Genomic DNA, 15,628 nt, shown 5'->3' with positions numbered 1-15,628 from the left:
TGGCGAACGGCCACCGCTTCGAAGACGACCCGCCGCACGCCCTGTCATCCGTGTCCCGCTGGACCTGCACTGCCTGTGGCGCCGCTGCGCTCCGCAACGGCCCGGTCGAGTACGGATCGGCAATGACCACCCCGTGCACCGCCGCTGAGGTCCGGAAGGCGGGCGAGTGATGATCGTCAAGGTCCGGACCACCAAGGGTGCGCAGATCGAGGTAGAGGCAACACCCACCGACACACCCGGCCTCGTCGCACACCGACGCCTCTACCAAGAGTCCGCACACGACATGTGGATCGTCACCCACATCCCGAGCGGCAAACATCTCGGCTGGGACTTCTGGAGCGAACTGGAGGCCCTCAACTTCGCCCGCGACGTCGGCCCCCTCGCCGACTGGCAGCAGAACCTCACCGAACTGCCCAAGCACGAGGCGATTTCCCGGATCGCGCGTCGGCACGTCGGCAGGGACACCCCCGGGAGCGCATACCGCCGCCGCGCGGCCAAGCGGAAGGCGGGCGAGTGATGAACGACCGCCTCGCCGACATCAAGGCCCGCGAACAGGCCGCCACACCCGGCCACTGGGGCACCTCCTACGACAGCAACGGCACCTACACCGTCCAAGCCCAGCCCCGCCTCATCCCCTCCGAGGGACCCGTGAACGACGGGGACATCGCCACCCTCACCGGTACGCACGGCGACGAACAGACCTACCACAACGCCCGGTTCACCGCCCACGCCCGCGACGACGTGAAGTGGCTGGTCGAGCAGCTCGAGCAGGCCCGCAACTGGGCCGTCGAGCTGGAAGCCCAACTCGCCCTCGCCACCGAACTCCGCATCCCCCGACAGGACGGCAGCGGCATCACCATCGCCCGACAGTTGACCACCGGCCTGTGGTCCATTCGCGACGACAACCTCCGCTTCTGGATCAACGACGACTGGACGGCTTGGCGAGACGCACTCCGAAACGGCGACGCCTACAGCTACCCCCTCCACGAAGCCCTCGACACCGCGCAGCAGCTCGCGAACGGAGACGCCCCCAATGCCTGACCTGCTCGTCCAGATCGACGACAAGACCCTGCCGCTCACCAACTGCGTCTGGATCACCTGGGCACCATGCGGCTGCCCCTGCGGAGCACTCACCGCAGCCTACGAAGACGATGCGCACGCCACCGAGCAGCAGGCGTGGCAAGAGATCTACCCGCTCAAGCGGGACCGCGACAAGTACCAGCGACAGGGCTACCGGCTGGAGCTCATGAGCTGGGACCGCTACCGGGACGAGATCGACCTCGCCAAGCGGTGCCCCCACGTGAAGCCGCGCAAGCAGCAGAAGGCGCAGGCCGCCTCGTGACCGGCCGCCACCGGGCCATAGACCGGGTCCGCAAGTTGGAGGCCGAGAACACCAACCTCGCCTGCGCGCTGGCCACCGCCCGAACGGCGATAGACGCACTCACCGCCGAATGCAAGCGAGTCGAAGCCCAGCTCGACACCGCCGGGATCGCACTCACCGGAGCCTGGAGCGACCTCGACAAGGCCGTCGACGAGATCCGCCGACTCCAGCAGCAGCACATCGGCGACGCCCTCACGATCGCCCGACTCCGCCGCCAACTCGCCAACAAGCGGCCCCGCATCACCGCCGTGCACGCCACCGCCGAGCGGCCGTTCGCGCCCGACAGCGTGCCCCTGCCGCACGCCGCATAGACCGCCCGCGCCCCGCCGCATGACACCGGGCAGCGGGAGCGCGGGCCACCAGCCACAACCCACAGGAACGCCCCGCCGAGGCGAATTCGGCGGGGCGACCAGATCAAGGAGAACACACCATGGCTGACACCACCGGCATCGAATGGACCGATGCCACGTGGAACGTCGTCACCGGTTGCGACAAGGTCTCGCCCGGCTGTGACCGGTGCTACGCGGAGACCTTCGCCGAGCGGTGGCGCGGCATCCCCGGCCACCACTTCGAGAACGGCTTCGACATCACCCTCCGCCCCGAACGGCTCGACCTGCCGTTCCGCTGGAAGAAGCCGAAGCGCGTCTTCGTAAACAGCATGTCCGACCTGTTCCACAAGGACATCCCCGACGAGTACATCGCCCAGGTGTTCGCCGTCATGGCGCGTACCCCTCAGCACACCTACCAGATCTTGACCAAGCGGCACGGCCGGATGCGGTCGCTGGTCGGCAGTCTCATCGACGGCGGCCAGAGCCTCATCGAGGCCGCGCCCGACGAGGAGACCGCACTGGCGCTGTACGACACGGTCTGGCCGCTACCCAACGTGTGGCTGGGCGTCAGCGTGGAGGACCAGAAGCGCGCCGACCTCCGCATCCCCGCCCTCGTCGACACAGCCGCCGCGGTCCGCTTCCTCTCCTGCGAACCCCTCCTCGGGCCCGTCGACCTCACCCGCTGGCTCCGTCCCGTCCCCGGTTGCGGACACGTGGACAGCGACGACGGCACATGCGGCCACCCGGACGCGTTCACCCCCGAATGCCACCGATGGGCCGACTGCCCGGTACGCAACCGCCTAACGGACTGGCACGGCCCGGACTGGGTCATCGTCGGCGGAGAGTCTGGCCGCGGCGCCCGGCCCATGCGCCCCGAGTGGGCCGCCGAGATCGTCCACCAGTGCCAGATCAGCGGCGTCGCCATGTTCGTCAAGCAGCTCGGATCCTGCTGGGGCAAGCAGCACAAGGACATCGACCAGTTCCCTGGCGATCTCCAGGTCCGTGAGTTCCCGGATGCGTTCTACGCCGAGTCGGCCGCCTGACCCCCGCTGCCAGTCCGCACGGCTGCCCCGCACCAGCGGCGGGGCGGCCACCCAAGGAGACCCATGCGAACTCGCATCGGCCGCTGGCAGATCGAACTCCACCAGCGCGCCATCTACATCCAACGCCAGCCCAAGCCCAACTGCACCCACTGCAAGGGCACCGGAGAGCTCCAGTACGGCCCCGGCATCGGACCCGACGGCGAAGACCCCGACATCGCCCCCTGCCGCTGCTGGAACCCCTACCGCAGCCTCCGCATCCCCCTCGGCCCCCGGCCCGTCGAAAGGTACCCCTTCTGATGCCCACCGAAATCACCTGCACCGGATGCGGCGACACCGACGGGCCCTTCGAGCCCCAGGGCGACGGCACCTACCGCTGCGAAGGCTGCATCAACGGCGGTGGCAAGTGACCGCCACGGTCGAGGCCAGGCACGTCCTGGATGTCACCCAGCGCCGCGACACCCTGCTCGCCCTCATCAAGAACGGGACACGGACACCCATCACTACTCGGGACGCCCGCACCCTCTACCGCACCACCCCGTGGAGCGGCATCGGACGCAACGCCACGCGGCGAGACCTCCGAGACCTCGCCCGGCGAGGGCACCTCATCCCCGCCACAGTCGCGGGGGGTCGCGCCTACCGGCTCAATCCAAAGGCGCCCCGTCGACACCCCGTCAACGCGCAGCAGATGGAGCTCGCGCTGGTACAGGCCATCGACGGCCAGGGCGGGGAGTGGACGCCGGGCCGAGCCATGGTCGTGCTCCACCGGACCGCTGGCACCCATGTCTACCGGTCCGTCGCACGCCGCTTCCTCGAACGCCTCCACCGCAGGGGCCTCGTCGAACTGCACAGCGAGCGCCCCGGCCACTGCTACTACACCTCGCTCATCGAAGGCGGCGCCGCATGACCACCATCGCCGAACCGGCCGTCGAGGCGCCCGCCCTCGGCCTGCACACCGACCTGACCAACGAGGCGTACCACGCGGACAAGACCTCGCTGTCCTCCTCCGGCGCCCGCAAGCTGCTGCCCCCGTCCTGCCCGGCCAAGTTCCGCTACGAGCAGGACCACCCGCAGCCGGCCAGCAAGACCTTCGACTACGGCAACGCCGCCCACAAGCTCGTCCTCGGCAACGGCCCCGACCTCGAAGTCGTGCCCGGCGCCCGCTGGGACACGGGCAAAGCCAAAGCGCACATCGCCGAGATCCGCGAGCGCGGAGGCATCCCGCTCAAAAAGCACGAGATGCAGATGGTCAAGGACATGGCCGCAGCCATCCGCCGCCACCCACTCGCCGCCGCCCTCCTCGACCCCGCCTACGGAGCCCCCGAACAGTCCGGGTTCTGGATCGACGACGCCTCCGGCATCCGCTGCCGCGTCCGCTTCGACTGGCTGCCCTCCCACCAAGGAGGCCGCCTGATCATTCCCGACTACAAGACGACCACCGACGCCAGCAACGACGCGATGCAGAAAGACATCGAGAAGTACGGCTACAACCAGCAAGCCGACTGGTACGAGACCGGCGCCCGCGCCCTCGGACTCGGCGACCAGAACGCCGAACTCCTCCTGATCGCACAGGAGAAGAAGCCCCCCTACCTGGTCAACGTCATCGGCATCACCCTCGGCTCCCGCGTCATCGCCGGCGCCAAGAACCGGCACGCCATCGAGACCTTCGCCAAATGCACGGCCACCGGCTACTGGCCCGGCTACGCCGACGACGAACCCAACTACCTCGAACTCCCCGGCTACGCCGAGGCACGCGACAAGGAGCTCTACCTCTCATGAACTTCCCCGTCCAGCAGGCCCAAGGCCCCGACCGTGTCGGCCAGCAGACCGCCGTCGAGCAGTCCCGCGCCGTCGCCGAAGTGCAGGCCGCCATCTACGTGGCCCGCCAGTTCCCCCGCGACGTCGGACGCTCCCGCAGCAACATGCAGGCCGCCTGCGGAACCATGGCCCTCGCTGAGAAGGCGTTCTACAAGTTCCCGCGGGCCGGGGGAGCGGTCGAAGGATCGACCATCCACCTCGCCAAGACCCTCGCCCAGACGTGGGGCAACATCCAGTACGGCGTCTCCGAGATGCGGCGCGACGACGAATACCGCCAGTCCGAGATGCAGGCGTGGGCGTGGGACGTCGAGGCCAACACCCGACACGTTCTCACCTTCATCGTCCCGCACGCCAAGTTCGCCAAGGGCAAGGTCGAGGCCCTCATCGACCTGCGCGACATCTACGAGAACAACGCCAACAACGGTGCCCGCCGACTCCGTGAGGCGATCTTCGCGGTCATCCCGGACTTCTTCATCGGCGAGGCCGAAGAACTCTGCCGGGAAACCCTCAACAAGGGCGACGGCAAGCCGATCGAGCAGCGCATCGAAGGGGCCATAGCGGTCTTCCAGAAGCTCGGCATCAACGCCGACCGACTGGAGCAGAAGCTCGGCCGGCCGCGCACCCAGTGGACCGGCGCCGACATCGCCCAGCTCCTCATCACACACAAGTCGATCCAGCGCCGCGAGATCGCTGTCGACGAAGCGTTCCCGCAGGCCCGCATAACCGCCGCCGAGATCACCGGCAAGAACGGCGGGCGCAAGCAGCAGACGCCGCCGAACGACGACCCGTGGGCCGGCGAGCCCACCCCATAACCCCGCACGCCAGAAGCCGCCCCGCGGGCAGTGCGGGGCGGCCCCACCCCAAGGAGACCACAGATGCGCGACACCATCCGCCGCCTCCTCGCGGCACTCACCCACACCGGCCCCGGCTACGACCCGGCCGCCACCCGCGAAGCCGACCTCCGGCAGACACTCACCGACCTCGCCGACCGCTGGGACAAGCACGCCGCGACCCTGACCGCGGGCCTGCCGACCGAGTTCTTCGTCGAGGTCAACGTCGCCAACGAGTGTCAGACCGCCCGCGCGCACGCCTACCGCAAGGCCGCCGACGATGTCCGCGACGTGCTCCGCACCGGCCGCACCCCGCACGACCTCATGACCGACGCCGAGCTCGAGAAGCACGGCACCACCCGATAGCGCCCCGGGCTGCCGCCGACCGAACCGGCGGCAGCCCACCACCCAGAGAAGCACACCGGGTACCGCCTCGAGATCGAGATTGACACCTTCTCGCATCGGCGACCGAGGCGCCTGAGCAGGAGAAACCCGCCATGACGAAGATCGTGAAACATCCCGGAGATCGTGAAACATCCGACTGTGTCGGTGCCGTGGTGCCAATGGGCGACATGGACCACATCCAGCCCGCCCTCGACGGCATGCCCGAACCCGACCCCACACCCGCCTCCCGCCCGCGGTCCGAGGACTACGAGACCTGGCTCGACATCGTCTGGCCCAAGTACGTCGCCGCCGCCGAATCCGGTCGCGTCTTCACCTGCTTCGAGATAGCCGACGCCCATCAGCTCCCCGACCCGCCCAACCCCCAGGCCCACTGGGGGCGGCTCATGACCCTCCTCAAAGACGAGGGCTACGTGCGCACCGCCGGCTGGGCCTGCACCAACCGGCCCACCGCCCACCACAGCGGAGTCCGCACCTGGAAAGGCACCCGCGCCGCACAGCGAGGAGAGGCAGCATGAACGCCCCGCTGATCATCCTGCTGGCCGGCGGCCGGAACCTGCCCGAGCCTGGCATCGTCCCCGGAACCCTCGCCGACATCGCCCTCAACATCACCGACGGCCCCATCATCGTCCGCCACGGCGCCTGCCCCGGCCCCAACTCCGCCGACCAGGCAGCCTCCGACTGGATCCGGGACTGCGGCGGACGCCTCGACGTCACCGAAGACCCCATGGCTGCCGACTGGGACAACTGCGGACCCGACTGCCCGCCCGGAACCGTACACCGGCGCCGCAAGAAGCCCGGCGACATCTTCCACCCCGGCTCCCTGGACGACTACTGCCCCGGAGCCGGACCCCGCCGCAACGCAGACATGGCGGCCAAGCTTCCGCGCGCCGATTGGATGCTCGCCTTCCCCGACCCGACCGGGCCTTCCTACGGCACCCGCAACTGCATGCGCCTCGCCAAGCAGGCAGGCATCCCCGTACACGAGGTGACCGCATGAGCCCCGCCGTGGCCTTCGCCCTCCACGTGGCCGCGTTCCTCCTCACCGCCTGGGCCGCCACCCGCATCATCCGACGCCGCCACCGACGCGCCAAAGCCCGCGCACGACTCACCCGCGAACTCTTCCTCATCCGCCACCACGACCCCCGCTGGGCCCGCCGAACCCTCAACGACATCCACGCACTCCCCACCACCACCCGAAAGGACACGCCGTGAGGCCCGCCATCCCCGCCGAAGCATTCGACCACGGCGACCCCCGCCGCTACCGCCGCGGATGCCGCTGCACCCCCTGCACCAAAGCCACCACCGCCGAAAACCGCCGCCGCCACTACCTCCGAGAAACCGGCCGAGGCACCCGCACCAGCCCCCACCGCGCCGCCAACCACATCACCCGACTCCGCAACGCAGGCATGTCCGACCGCGAAATCCAAGCCGCCGCCAACATCGTCCCCGACCTCTTCTACCGGATCATGCGCGGGGCCAGCGACATCCACCGCAACACCGAAGCCCGCATCCTCGCCGTACAGCCCACCCCCCAGGCAGAGAACCGATGCGGCGCCCAAACCCCGGCACTCGGCACCATCCGTCGCCTCCGCGCACTCGCCGCCGACGGATGGCCCGCCGCCGAACTCGGCCGGCGCCTCGGCAAACACAAGCAGTTCATCGTCTTCCTCCAGAACACCGACACCAACACCGAGCCGCGCACCCGCCTATGGGTCGCCGCCTACGTCCGCAACCTCTGCACCGAGCTCGCCGGGCTCACACCCGAAGACAACGGCGTGCCCGCACACTTCGCGCACGCCACCCGCAAGCGGGCCGCCGCCAAAGACTGGGTCCCCACCAGCTACTGGGACGAAGACGACTACGACAACCCCCACTTCGTCCCCGCCACCCAGGAGCCCGCCCGGCACATCGTCGTCGGCGAGAACGCCCTCGAGCTCATCAACCAGCAGGGCTACAGCCGCCGAGACGCCGCCGCACGCCTCGGAATCAGCCTCACCGCACTCGAGGTCAACATCCGCCGCTACCGCGACGAACTCGAGGAAGCGGCATGACCGGACGCCGCTTTACGTCTGCCGAGCGCGTTGCCCTCTACCTCGCCGCGAACGCCAACTGCGCCACCTGTGACGCCGAACTCGAACCCGGCTGGCACGGCGACCACGTAACCCCCTACTCAGCCGGCGGACCCACCGACGTAATCAACGGCCAGGCCCTCTGCCCCGCTTGCAACCTCAAGAAAGGCGACCGCCACATGAAGCTCCGCCCCTGGCAGGAAGACGCTCTCGCCCGGTTCCTGGGCAGCCGCGACGACTTCCTGGCCGTCGCCACCCCGGGCGCCGGGAAGACGACGTTCGCGCTCATTGCCGCGCAGAACCTCATCGACCGCGGAGTGGTCAGCCGGATAGTGGTCGTCGTCCCGACCGCGCACCTCCGCAAGCAGTGGGCCGGAGCGGCAAGCCGCCTTGGTATTCAGCTGGACCACGACTACACCAACGGCGCGGGAAGCCTCGCCAGGGACTATGACGGCACCGTGGTCACTTACGCCACGGTCGCCTCGCAGCCCCTGCTGTGGCGCAAGCTGTCCACACAGGCGCCCACACTCGTCATCCTCGACGAGATCCACCACGCCGGAGATGCGGAGCACCTGTCATGGGGCCGCGCCCTGCAGGAAGCATTCGCGCCCGCTGCCCGTCGGCTGCTGCTCTCTGGCACGCCGTTCCGCTCGGACAAGCGACCCATCCCGTTCGTCCGCTACGACGGCGCCGACTGCGTCCCCTCCTACAACTACGACTACGGCATGGCCCTCCAGGACCGCACCGTCGTGCGGCCCGTGTCGTTCCCTGTACTGGACGGCGACATGCGATGGAGCAGCGCCGGAGTCGTCTCTCAGGCGCTGCTGTCCGAAGCCGGAGACGAGCAGTCCAAGGCGCTCCTCGCGGCCTACGACCCAGCTGGAAGTTGGATCTCGTCCGTCCTGCAGAAGGCCAACACCGACCTGACGCAGGCCCGCGAGGAGATGCCAGACGCCGCCGGCCTCGTCGTCGCCTCCAGCCAGGGCCACGCCCGCCGGTACGCAGAGCTCCTGCAGCAGATCACCGGCGAGCCCGCGGTCGTCGCTGTATCGGATGACCCGGAAGCGTCGAAGGCCATCGAGCGATTCGGGAAGGCGACGTCCCGCTGGATCGTCGCCGTGCAGATGGTTGCCGAGGGAGTCGACATCCCGCGCCTCGCGATCGGTGTCTACACCTCGCGGATCACCACACAGATGTTCTTCCGCCAGGTCGTCGGCCGTTTCGTCCGCATGCGGGGAACCGAGGACATGACGACCGCACGCCTCTACATCCCGTCACTGGACACGCTCCTCGACTACGCGCGCGACATCGAGCGCACTGTCGACAAGGTCCTCGCCGAGGAAGAGCGCCAGCTCCGCTACCAGCAGGAGGAGTTCGACCTGCCGCGTGAGCCGCGGACGTTCAGCGAGGTAATGCCGGTCGCATCGTCGGAAGCCACGCTCCACTCCACGATCTTCCGCGCTGAGGAGTTCACCTCGGACGAGTTGCAGCGGGCGCGGGAGCTCGCCGAGCTGGCTGGGATCCGGTCGACAACCGTAGAGGAAGTGGCGCGCCTGGCCCGGCTGATGGGCAACCGCCCGGCCGCCGAGCCCGAGGCCGCCAAGGCGTCGCCGGCTCCGCGGCTGCCGGAAATGACACGGGCCGAACAGAAGACCCAGCTGCGATTGAGGATCCGCAACCTTGTCGCCCGCTACGTGCATGCCTCCGGGGTCGAGTACTCGCAGGTGCACGCATCGCTGAACAAGCTCTGCCGCGAGAAGAGCATCAACCAGGCCACGATCGCGACGCTGGAGAAGCGTATCGAGCTGCTGACGCAGTGGCTGGTGACGGCATGAGTGCCAAGGGAAACGCCGTCCTGGTGGAGGCGCTGGGTTCATCGCTACGCCGTACCGGCAACGGTCTCGAGGCTGTGCCGGGCCTGGTGAAGGAGGTCTTGCTCGAGGGAGCCTGGCGGGAGTTCATCACCCCGCGGGGCGAGCTGGTGAAGCACGGCCGGTTCGTGGACTTCGTGACCACCCCGCCGACTAAGGGGCTGGGCGCGTCGGTAAATCTGATCAAGCGGCTCGTCGAACCGGACCCAGAGGCGACCGACCTGCTTGACCAGGCACTGCAACAGGCGACTGGACGCCCCGAAGAAAGTGTTTCTAACAGAAACACTTCCCGACCGGTGGGGACGACCAAGACTGCGGCACTCCGCCGCCTCCGCAAGGACAAGCCGGAGCTGCACGCCGAAGTCCTCGCGGGCCGCCTCTCCGCGCACGCCGCCATGGTCCAGGCCGGATTCCGCCCCAAGACCGTCAGCGTCCCCGTGAGCCGACCCGACTCCATCGCCGCAGCCCTGCGCCGCCACCTCTCGCCGGACGACATCGCCCGACTCATCAAGCACCTGCTCGACGAGCCGCAGACAGGCAGCAACCAGTAGCCGCACACGACAAAGCCCCGCCACAGGCGGGGCGAAGGGAGGGGACAGGGATGAGGTCAGTCGTCGGAGGCCGGCTTGGGTCGGCGAACGCGAACAACGCGGCGCTTGGGCTTCTCGTCCGCGTCGGAGCCGGTGGCGATGTTCTCGGCGGCACGCCGGTCGGCGGCGTCCAGCGCCTCGCGGATGGCTCGCTGCTTGGTCGGAACATCACCCTTCTGTTCCTGGTCGGCCAGTTCCTCGAGGTACTGCCGAAGGCCGGCGAGCAGGGCGCTGTCCTTCTGGGCTTGCTCGTACCGCTTGACGGACATCAGGACGGCCTGCGGCTTGTCCCTCCGGGTGAGCACGAAGTCGACGTCGAGCAGTCGGGCCTCGGCGATGACCTCGGTCATGTTCGCGCGGGCCTCGGAGACCCCCATCTCTCGTGTAGTGGCTTCACCCATGCGACCAGCATACACGCGACGCTAACATCCATGTCCGTCGCGTTGTACAATTCACTGGAGAGTCTGGCCCCTCCCAAGGGCAAGGACCGTGCCCTGCTGAAGCCTCCATAAGCGCTGCCCCAAACCAGCAGCCACCAGCAGCGACACCCCTCCCGAGAGAAGAGAAGCCGTGAGCAAAGAGGCAGTGCACTGGGCCATGGACGACGCGCCCATGCTGCGAACCGAGAAGGGCAAGCCGGACACCACGGCCCGGCATGTCCTCCAGGTGCTCGCCGAGCACGCACGCGCGGACGGTTCCAGCGCACATCCCTCTGTGCTCCGCATCCAGTACCGCACCGGCTACGACCGGGCCACCATTCAGCGCGCCTTGCGCCGCCTTGAGAAAGGAGGACTGATCCGCCGCGACGGCACGACCGAGGGCCGGACGCGCTGGCAGCTGTCGATGGAGCTGATCCGCCCCGAGTCGGACTGGAAGGAACTCGAGGGCGAGGAAGAGGCGAACCGGGCTGCTGCGGCGGAGCGCAAGCGCCGATCCCGAGCGAAGGGCGTCACGCACGCAGAATCCGTGACCGTCACGGATTCAGAAGGCGTGACGGTCACGGATTCAGAGTCTGTGACCGACGATGTCACGCACTCTGCGTCCGGCCGTCACGCACTTAAAGTGCGGCCGTCACGCACGGAACGCGGCCCTAACCACCAACAACCGTCAGACAACCAACTACATAAAGACTCTTCCCCCGCCGCCGCTGGCGACGACCCATGGCCTACCGCGACCGCCGACCCCTGGAGCACTTCCAAGGCACAGGCTGACAAACGCCAGCAGCAGAAGGACCACCACCTCGATGCCTTCGGCGCCTTCTGGACGAACTACCCGAAGAAGAAGGCCAAGGAAGAGGCCAAGAAGGCTTGGATCGCCGCCATCGAACGCGGCGCCGACCCCCAGCACATTGTCGCCGCCGCCCAGGGCTACGCCCGGGAGCGCGCAGGCGAGGACCCCAAGTACACGAAGCACCCGGCCACCTGGCTCAACAAGGGCTGCTACGACGACGAGCCCGACCCCCAGCCCGGCCGCACCCAGCTCAAGGCAGTCGCTGGCGGCTACGAGCCCTGGCGCAACCCCACCAACCAAGACGACTACGACGAACCCTTCTAGGAGACCCCGTGGACTACGTCCAGCCGATCAACCCCAGGCATCACGACCTCGAGCCGCTGCTCGCCGCCCAGGGCCGCACCGTCGACTGGTTCAACTCTGGCGACTGCGACCCGTACACCGAGGCGAACATCGCCCGCCACTCGTTCCTCGAAGCCGCCAAGGTGGTGCCGTTCCACTACCGCAGCACCATCGCCACCCTGCCCGAGCTCCGCACCTGGATCGCCACGCTCGTCGCCGAGGCCCGCAAGGTGCAGGCGGCGCACGGCCGGAGCTTCGCCACAGTCGCTCACGGCCCGTCGCTGATGCTTCTCGGCGTCACTGGTGTCGGCAAAACCCACCAGGCATACGGTGCGATCCGGTCCCTGGCGGTCACCGGTGTCGCCTCCCGCTGGGTCGTGACCACTGCCGCCGACATGTACGGGGCGCTCCGGCCCCGGCACAACATCGACTCGGAGACCGAGTTCCGTAAGTACCGGGACGCCCGGCTGCTGCTGGTCGACGACCTTGGCGCGGAACGGAAAGCGACCGAGTTCACCGAAGAGATCAACTTCCGGCTCGTGAACCACCGGTACGAGCGGCACCTGCCGACCCTGTTCACGTCGAACGTGCTGCCGAAGGAACTCGCCGCCCGCCTCGGGGACCGGGTCACGTCGCGGCTCGCCGAGATGTGCCAGCGGATCACCATCAAGGGCGACGACCGCCGCCGGGGTGAGGCTGCGTGACCACCGACATCGACCCCGAGATGTGGACCGATCCCGTCGACGCCCCCGATTTCACGCGCGTCCCCCCGCAAGACATCGACGCCGAACAGTGCGGGCTCGGAGCCCAGTTGCTCTCCAAGAACGCCATCGCCGATGTTCTCGACAGTCCGCTCCAGCAGCGCGACTACTACCGGCCCGCCCACCAGACCATTCAGCAGGCCATCCACGACCTGTACGCCAAGGGCGAGCCGGTCGACCCGATCACGGTTACCGCCGAGCTCACCAAGCGCGGCGAGATCACGCGCGTCGGCGGTCCCGACTACCTGCACCACCTCGTCCAGCAGACCCCCACCGCCGCCAACGCCGAGTACTACGCCCACATCGTCCACGAACAGGCGGTGCTGAGGCGTCTCGTCGAAGCAGGCAACCGCATCACCCAACTCGGCTATGCGGGCGGCGACGCCAACGAAACCGCCGACGCGGCCATGGCCGAACTCAACGACGCCGTGCAGGTTCGCGAAGACGCCGACTCGGCCCTCATCGGCGACGACGCCGAAGACATGGTCGCCGAACTCGAGGAGCTACAGCGCAACGGCCGCGCCATGGGCGTACCCACCGGCTTCTCCGATCTCGACGACCTCCTCCACGGGCTCCACCCCGGACAGATGATCATCATTGCGGGGCGGCCCGCCATGGGAAAGTCCACCCTCGGCGTCGACATGCTCCGCGCCTGCTCCATCAAGCACCAGCGGCCAGCCGTGCTGTTCAACCTCGAAATGTCCAGGCGCGACGTCCAGCACCGCATCATGTCAGCCGAAGCCCGCATCGGTCTCCACCACATCCGCGGCGGCGCCATGACCGACTCCGACTGGGCCCGCTACGCCGAAGCCCTCCCGCGTTTCACCGCCGCGCCACTGACGATCGACAGCACCACCAACCAGACCGTCATGCAGATCAAAGCCCGATGCCGCAAGCTCAAGCAGACCACCGGCCTCGACCTCGTCGTCATCGACTACCTCCAGCTCCTCGAATCCGGATCCTCCCGCCGCCAGGAGAACCGGCAGCAAGAGGTCTCCGACATGAGCCGCAACGTCAAGTTGATGGCCATGGAGCTCGAGGTGCCCGTCATCGTCCTCTGCCAGCTCAACCGCGGACCAGAGCAGCGGCAGGACAAGCGGCCCACCAAATCCGATCTGCGCGAGTCCGGATCCCTCGAGCAGGACGCCGACATCGTCATCCTCGTCCACCGCGAAGACGCCTACGAGCGCGAGTCGCCGCGGGCCGGCGAAGTCGACCTGATCGTCGACAAGCACCGCAACGGCTCCCTGGCCACGATCACCGTCGCCAACCAGCTCCACTACAGCCGTTTCGTGGACATGGCCGCCGACTTCAGCGCGCCGCTCTCCGCGGTGCCGGACGCGGGGGAGGCGGCGTGACCGTCACCGACTCGTGCCCCCGCTGCCTTCGCCGCGACATAACCCCCACCGGCAACCGCCGCGACGGCCAGCAGACCGTGCACACCTACCGCTGCCGCTGCGGCCACCGCTGGGAGACCTCCCGCCACACGCCCGCCTACCGCCACCTCCACGCCGTCGACACCCGAAAGGCCGCCTGATGATCTCCATGACTGACCTGTTCTGCGGGGCCGGTGGCTCCTCGACCGGCGCCATCCAGATCCCTGGCGTGGAGGTCATCATGGCGGCCAACCACTCCCGGCACGCCATCGACACCCACCAGGCCAACCACCCCGACACCCGTCACGACTGCGCCGACATCAGCCAGGTGGTGCCCACCCGCTACCCGCGCACCGACATTCTGTGGGCGTCGCCCGAATGCACGAACCACTCCGGCGCCAAGGGCGTGAAGCGCGATCACGGCGAGTGGGACGACGGCCTGTTCGCCCCAGACGGCACCGACGAGGCCGCGATCCGGTCCCGCGCCACCATGTGGGACGTCGTTCGGTTCGCCGAAGCCCACCAGTACCCGATCATCATCGTCGAGAACGTCGTCGAGAACCGGTGGTGGGGCCCCAAGGTCCGGCCCGGGGCCGTGCACGACGCGTGGCTCGCCAGCGTCAAGGCGTGGGGCTACGAGCACCGTACCGTCTACCTCAACAGCATGTTCGCCGCCGCGCTCGGCGACGGGGCCGCACAGAACCGCGACCGCAAGTACGACGTGTTCTGGCAGGAAGGCAACCGGGCCCCCGACTTCGACAAGTGGCTGCGCCCCTGGGCCCAGTGCGCCCTGCACGGCTGGGTGCGTGCCATGCAGGGCTGGAAGACGACCGCCAAGTGCAGCCCACTCAAGCCGTGGGGCCGGTACGGGGCGCTGCGCCAGTACGTGTGGCGCTGCCCCCGCATCGAGTGCCGTAACGCCGTCATCGAGCCTGTCGTCCGCCCGGCCTCGGAGATTGTCGACTGGGGCCTTCCCGCGGTAGCCATTCAGGAGCGGGCCGAGCGCGGCCTTGACCCGCTCGAGCCGGCCACGATGCGCAGGATCCGTGCCGGGTTCGAGGCGTTCGGTAAGCCGTTCCTGGTGCCGGTCGAGGGGCGCGATGGGAAGCAGCCCATCTCGATCGACGGGCCGATGCGCACTTGCTCCACGCGCAATGAGACCGGTGTGACCGTGGTGCCGGACTACATCGTCGAGTTGCGTGGGGGCTCGTCGTCGCACCGTGCGGTGACGGAGCCGCTGGCCGCGGTGTGCGCGGGTGGCAACCATCACGGGCCCGTGTACGGCGGGACTGTGCGGAGGGCCGAGGAGTTGCGGTTCCGGATGCTCGAGCCGCACGAGTACCAGGCCGCGATGGAGTTTCCGAAGGAGTACGTCCTCACGCCGCGCGACAAGCGGACCAAGGTCAAGATGCTGGGCAACGCCGTCACCCCGAACGCGGCCCGCGATCTGGTCGCCATGGCCGTGGAGTCGCTCACCGGGGAAGCGCTGGAGCCGGCTGGTCCGCCGATCGCTCTCGAGGCCGCCGCGTGACCGCCACCACCCCACCTCTGCCTGCCCCTGCCACCGAAAGCGAAGCCGCCTGATG

Annotated in this window: 22 protein-coding genes; 21 read left to right on the top strand and 1 reads right to left on the bottom strand. The window is 68.6% G+C overall.

What is annotated here, in order from left to right:
• Nucleotides 1-169 precede the first annotated feature (169 nt).
• The 16 genes from KHP12_RS11035 (at nt 170) to KHP12_RS10960 (ending at nt 10,294) form a co-directional block, all read left to right on the top strand.
• The gene (locus tag KHP12_RS11035) at nt 170-517 is read left to right on the top strand and encodes a hypothetical protein (RefSeq protein WP_211832839.1); all 348 of its coding nucleotides are present in this window, start codon (nt 170-172) and stop codon (nt 515-517) included.
• The gene (locus tag KHP12_RS11030) at nt 517-1,041 is read left to right on the top strand and encodes a hypothetical protein (RefSeq protein WP_211832837.1); all 525 of its coding nucleotides are present in this window, start codon (nt 517-519) and stop codon (nt 1,039-1,041) included. Before KHP12_RS11035 ends, KHP12_RS11030 begins: the two co-directional genes overlap by 1 nt.
• Entirely contained in the window at nt 1,034-1,342 is a 309-nt protein-coding gene (locus KHP12_RS11025; protein WP_211832835.1) for a hypothetical protein, read from the top strand. The genes KHP12_RS11030 and KHP12_RS11025 overlap by 8 nt, the downstream gene beginning before the upstream one ends.
• Nucleotides 1,339-1,692: a hypothetical protein gene (locus KHP12_RS11020; protein WP_211832833.1), complete on the top strand. Its 354-nt coding sequence runs from the start codon at nt 1,339-1,341 to the stop codon at nt 1,690-1,692. The genes KHP12_RS11025 and KHP12_RS11020 overlap by 4 nt, the downstream gene beginning before the upstream one ends.
• 119 nt (nt 1,693-1,811) lie before the next feature.
• The gene (locus KHP12_RS11015; protein ID WP_211832830.1) at nt 1,812-2,753 is read left to right on the top strand and encodes a DUF5131 family protein; all 942 of its coding nucleotides are present in this window, start codon (nt 1,812-1,814) and stop codon (nt 2,751-2,753) included.
• A gap of 63 nt (nt 2,754-2,816) precedes the next feature.
• Nucleotides 2,817-3,050, top strand: a complete 234-nt coding sequence (locus KHP12_RS11010; protein WP_211832828.1) for a hypothetical protein — start codon at nt 2,817-2,819, stop codon at nt 3,048-3,050.
• A gap of 106 nt (nt 3,051-3,156) precedes the next feature.
• Nucleotides 3,157-3,657, top strand: a complete 501-nt coding sequence (locus KHP12_RS11005) for a hypothetical protein (RefSeq protein WP_211832826.1) — start codon at nt 3,157-3,159, stop codon at nt 3,655-3,657.
• Complete coding sequence (locus tag KHP12_RS11000) at nt 3,654-4,529, top strand: PD-(D/E)XK nuclease-like domain-containing protein (protein ID WP_211832824.1); 876 nt, start codon at nt 3,654-3,656, stop codon at nt 4,527-4,529. The genes KHP12_RS11005 and KHP12_RS11000 overlap by 4 nt, the downstream gene beginning before the upstream one ends.
• Complete coding sequence (locus KHP12_RS10995; protein ID WP_211832822.1) at nt 4,526-5,380, top strand: hypothetical protein; 855 nt, start codon at nt 4,526-4,528, stop codon at nt 5,378-5,380. The genes KHP12_RS11000 and KHP12_RS10995 overlap by 4 nt, the downstream gene beginning before the upstream one ends.
• 63 nt (nt 5,381-5,443) lie before the next feature.
• On the top strand, nt 5,444-5,764 hold the full coding sequence (locus KHP12_RS10990) for a hypothetical protein (protein WP_211832820.1): 321 nt from the start codon (nt 5,444-5,446) through the stop codon (nt 5,762-5,764).
• A 197-nt stretch (nt 5,765-5,961) separates the two neighbouring features.
• Complete coding sequence (locus tag KHP12_RS10985) at nt 5,962-6,318, top strand: hypothetical protein (RefSeq protein WP_246648508.1); 357 nt, start codon at nt 5,962-5,964, stop codon at nt 6,316-6,318.
• Nucleotides 6,315-6,800, top strand: coding sequence for a hypothetical protein (locus KHP12_RS10980; protein WP_211832818.1), 486 nt, complete (start codon nt 6,315-6,317; stop codon nt 6,798-6,800). The genes KHP12_RS10985 and KHP12_RS10980 overlap by 4 nt, the downstream gene beginning before the upstream one ends.
• A complete protein-coding gene (locus tag KHP12_RS10975; RefSeq protein WP_211832816.1) occupies nt 6,797-7,015 on the top strand; it encodes a hypothetical protein in 219 nt (72 codons plus the stop codon). The genes KHP12_RS10980 and KHP12_RS10975 overlap by 4 nt, the downstream gene beginning before the upstream one ends.
• Nucleotides 7,012-7,854, top strand: coding sequence for a hypothetical protein (locus KHP12_RS10970; protein WP_211832814.1), 843 nt, complete (start codon nt 7,012-7,014; stop codon nt 7,852-7,854). The genes KHP12_RS10975 and KHP12_RS10970 overlap by 4 nt, the downstream gene beginning before the upstream one ends.
• The gene (locus KHP12_RS10965; RefSeq protein WP_211832812.1) at nt 7,851-9,707 is read left to right on the top strand and encodes a DEAD/DEAH box helicase family protein; all 1,857 of its coding nucleotides are present in this window, start codon (nt 7,851-7,853) and stop codon (nt 9,705-9,707) included. Before KHP12_RS10970 ends, KHP12_RS10965 begins: the two co-directional genes overlap by 4 nt.
• Nucleotides 9,704-10,294 carry a hypothetical protein gene (locus KHP12_RS10960; RefSeq protein WP_211832810.1) on the top strand — a complete coding sequence of 197 codons (591 nt, stop codon included), beginning with the start codon at nt 9,704-9,706 and terminating at the stop codon, nt 10,292-10,294. Before KHP12_RS10965 ends, KHP12_RS10960 begins: the two co-directional genes overlap by 4 nt.
• A gap of 56 nt (nt 10,295-10,350) precedes the next feature.
• Here KHP12_RS10960 and KHP12_RS10955 read toward each other — a convergent pair whose 3' ends face one another.
• On the bottom strand, nt 10,351-10,734 hold the full coding sequence (locus tag KHP12_RS10955; RefSeq protein ID WP_211832808.1) for a type II toxin-antitoxin system prevent-host-death family antitoxin: 384 nt from the start codon (nt 10,732-10,734) through the stop codon (nt 10,351-10,353).
• Nucleotides 10,735-10,903: 169 nt separating this feature from the next.
• On the opposite strand from KHP12_RS10955, the gene KHP12_RS10950 reads away from it, so the two are divergent.
• The 5 genes from KHP12_RS10950 to KHP12_RS10930 are packed head-to-tail and all read left to right on the top strand — an operon-like array spanning nt 10,904 to nt 15,573.
• Nucleotides 10,904-11,887: a helix-turn-helix transcriptional regulator gene (locus KHP12_RS10950; protein WP_211832805.1), complete on the top strand. Its 984-nt coding sequence runs from the start codon at nt 10,904-10,906 to the stop codon at nt 11,885-11,887.
• An 8-nt stretch (nt 11,888-11,895) separates the two neighbouring features.
• Nucleotides 11,896-12,609: an ATP-binding protein gene (locus KHP12_RS10945; protein ID WP_211832803.1), complete on the top strand. Its 714-nt coding sequence runs from the start codon at nt 11,896-11,898 to the stop codon at nt 12,607-12,609.
• Between the two features lie 20 nt (nt 12,610-12,629).
• Nucleotides 12,630-14,024: a replicative DNA helicase gene (gene dnaB / locus KHP12_RS10940; protein ID WP_211834833.1), complete on the top strand. Its 1,395-nt coding sequence runs from the start codon at nt 12,630-12,632 to the stop codon at nt 14,022-14,024.
• A complete protein-coding gene (locus tag KHP12_RS10935; protein ID WP_211832801.1) occupies nt 14,021-14,203 on the top strand; it encodes a hypothetical protein in 183 nt (60 codons plus the stop codon). The genes dnaB and KHP12_RS10935 overlap by 4 nt, the downstream gene beginning before the upstream one ends.
• A gap of 8 nt (nt 14,204-14,211) precedes the next feature.
• The gene (locus tag KHP12_RS10930) at nt 14,212-15,573 is read left to right on the top strand and encodes a DNA cytosine methyltransferase (RefSeq protein WP_246648503.1); all 1,362 of its coding nucleotides are present in this window, start codon (nt 14,212-14,214) and stop codon (nt 15,571-15,573) included.
• The last annotated feature ends 55 nt before the right edge of the window (nt 15,574-15,628 follow it).

Origin of the sequence: Streptomyces asiaticus, assembly GCF_018138715.1 — a bacterium.
GTDB classification, from domain to species: Bacteria; Actinomycetota; Actinomycetes; order Streptomycetales; family Streptomycetaceae; genus Streptomyces; species Streptomyces asiaticus.
Note: the sequence above shows the minus strand (reverse complement) of the source record. Positions and strands in the feature narration are given on the sequence as shown.

Excerpts from the sequence above, each read along its gene's own strand:
- KHP12_RS10975 (WP_211832816.1), top strand. The coding sequence starts at position 6,797 with ATGAGCCCCGCCGTGGCCTTCGCCCTCCACGTGGCCGCGTTCCTCCTC.
- KHP12_RS10985 (WP_246648508.1), top strand. The coding sequence starts at position 5,962 with ATGGGCGACATGGACCACATCCAGCCCGCCCTCGACGGCATGCCCGAA.
- KHP12_RS10930 (WP_246648503.1), top strand. The coding sequence starts at position 14,212 with ATGACTGACCTGTTCTGCGGGGCCGGTGGCTCCTCGACCGGCGCCATC.
- KHP12_RS10955 (WP_211832808.1), bottom strand. The coding sequence starts at position 10,734 with ATGGGTGAAGCCACTACACGAGAGATGGGGGTCTCCGAGGCCCGCGCG.
- KHP12_RS11030 (WP_211832837.1), top strand. The coding sequence starts at position 517 with ATGAACGACCGCCTCGCCGACATCAAGGCCCGCGAACAGGCCGCCACA.
- KHP12_RS10965 (WP_211832812.1), top strand. The coding sequence starts at position 7,851 with ATGACCGGACGCCGCTTTACGTCTGCCGAGCGCGTTGCCCTCTACCTC.
- KHP12_RS11000 (WP_211832824.1), top strand. The coding sequence starts at position 3,654 with ATGACCACCATCGCCGAACCGGCCGTCGAGGCGCCCGCCCTCGGCCTG.
- KHP12_RS10990 (WP_211832820.1), top strand. The coding sequence starts at position 5,444 with ATGCGCGACACCATCCGCCGCCTCCTCGCGGCACTCACCCACACCGGC.
- KHP12_RS11025 (WP_211832835.1), top strand. The coding sequence starts at position 1,034 with ATGCCTGACCTGCTCGTCCAGATCGACGACAAGACCCTGCCGCTCACC.
- KHP12_RS11010 (WP_211832828.1), top strand. The coding sequence starts at position 2,817 with ATGCGAACTCGCATCGGCCGCTGGCAGATCGAACTCCACCAGCGCGCC.
- KHP12_RS10960 (WP_211832810.1), top strand. The coding sequence starts at position 9,704 with ATGAGTGCCAAGGGAAACGCCGTCCTGGTGGAGGCGCTGGGTTCATCG.
- dnaB (WP_211834833.1), top strand. The coding sequence starts at position 12,630 with ATGTGGACCGATCCCGTCGACGCCCCCGATTTCACGCGCGTCCCCCCG.
- KHP12_RS11035 (WP_211832839.1), top strand. The coding sequence starts at position 170 with ATGATCGTCAAGGTCCGGACCACCAAGGGTGCGCAGATCGAGGTAGAG.
- KHP12_RS11015 (WP_211832830.1), top strand. The coding sequence starts at position 1,812 with ATGGCTGACACCACCGGCATCGAATGGACCGATGCCACGTGGAACGTC.
- KHP12_RS10995 (WP_211832822.1), top strand. The coding sequence starts at position 4,526 with ATGAACTTCCCCGTCCAGCAGGCCCAAGGCCCCGACCGTGTCGGCCAG.
- KHP12_RS10980 (WP_211832818.1), top strand. The coding sequence starts at position 6,315 with ATGAACGCCCCGCTGATCATCCTGCTGGCCGGCGGCCGGAACCTGCCC.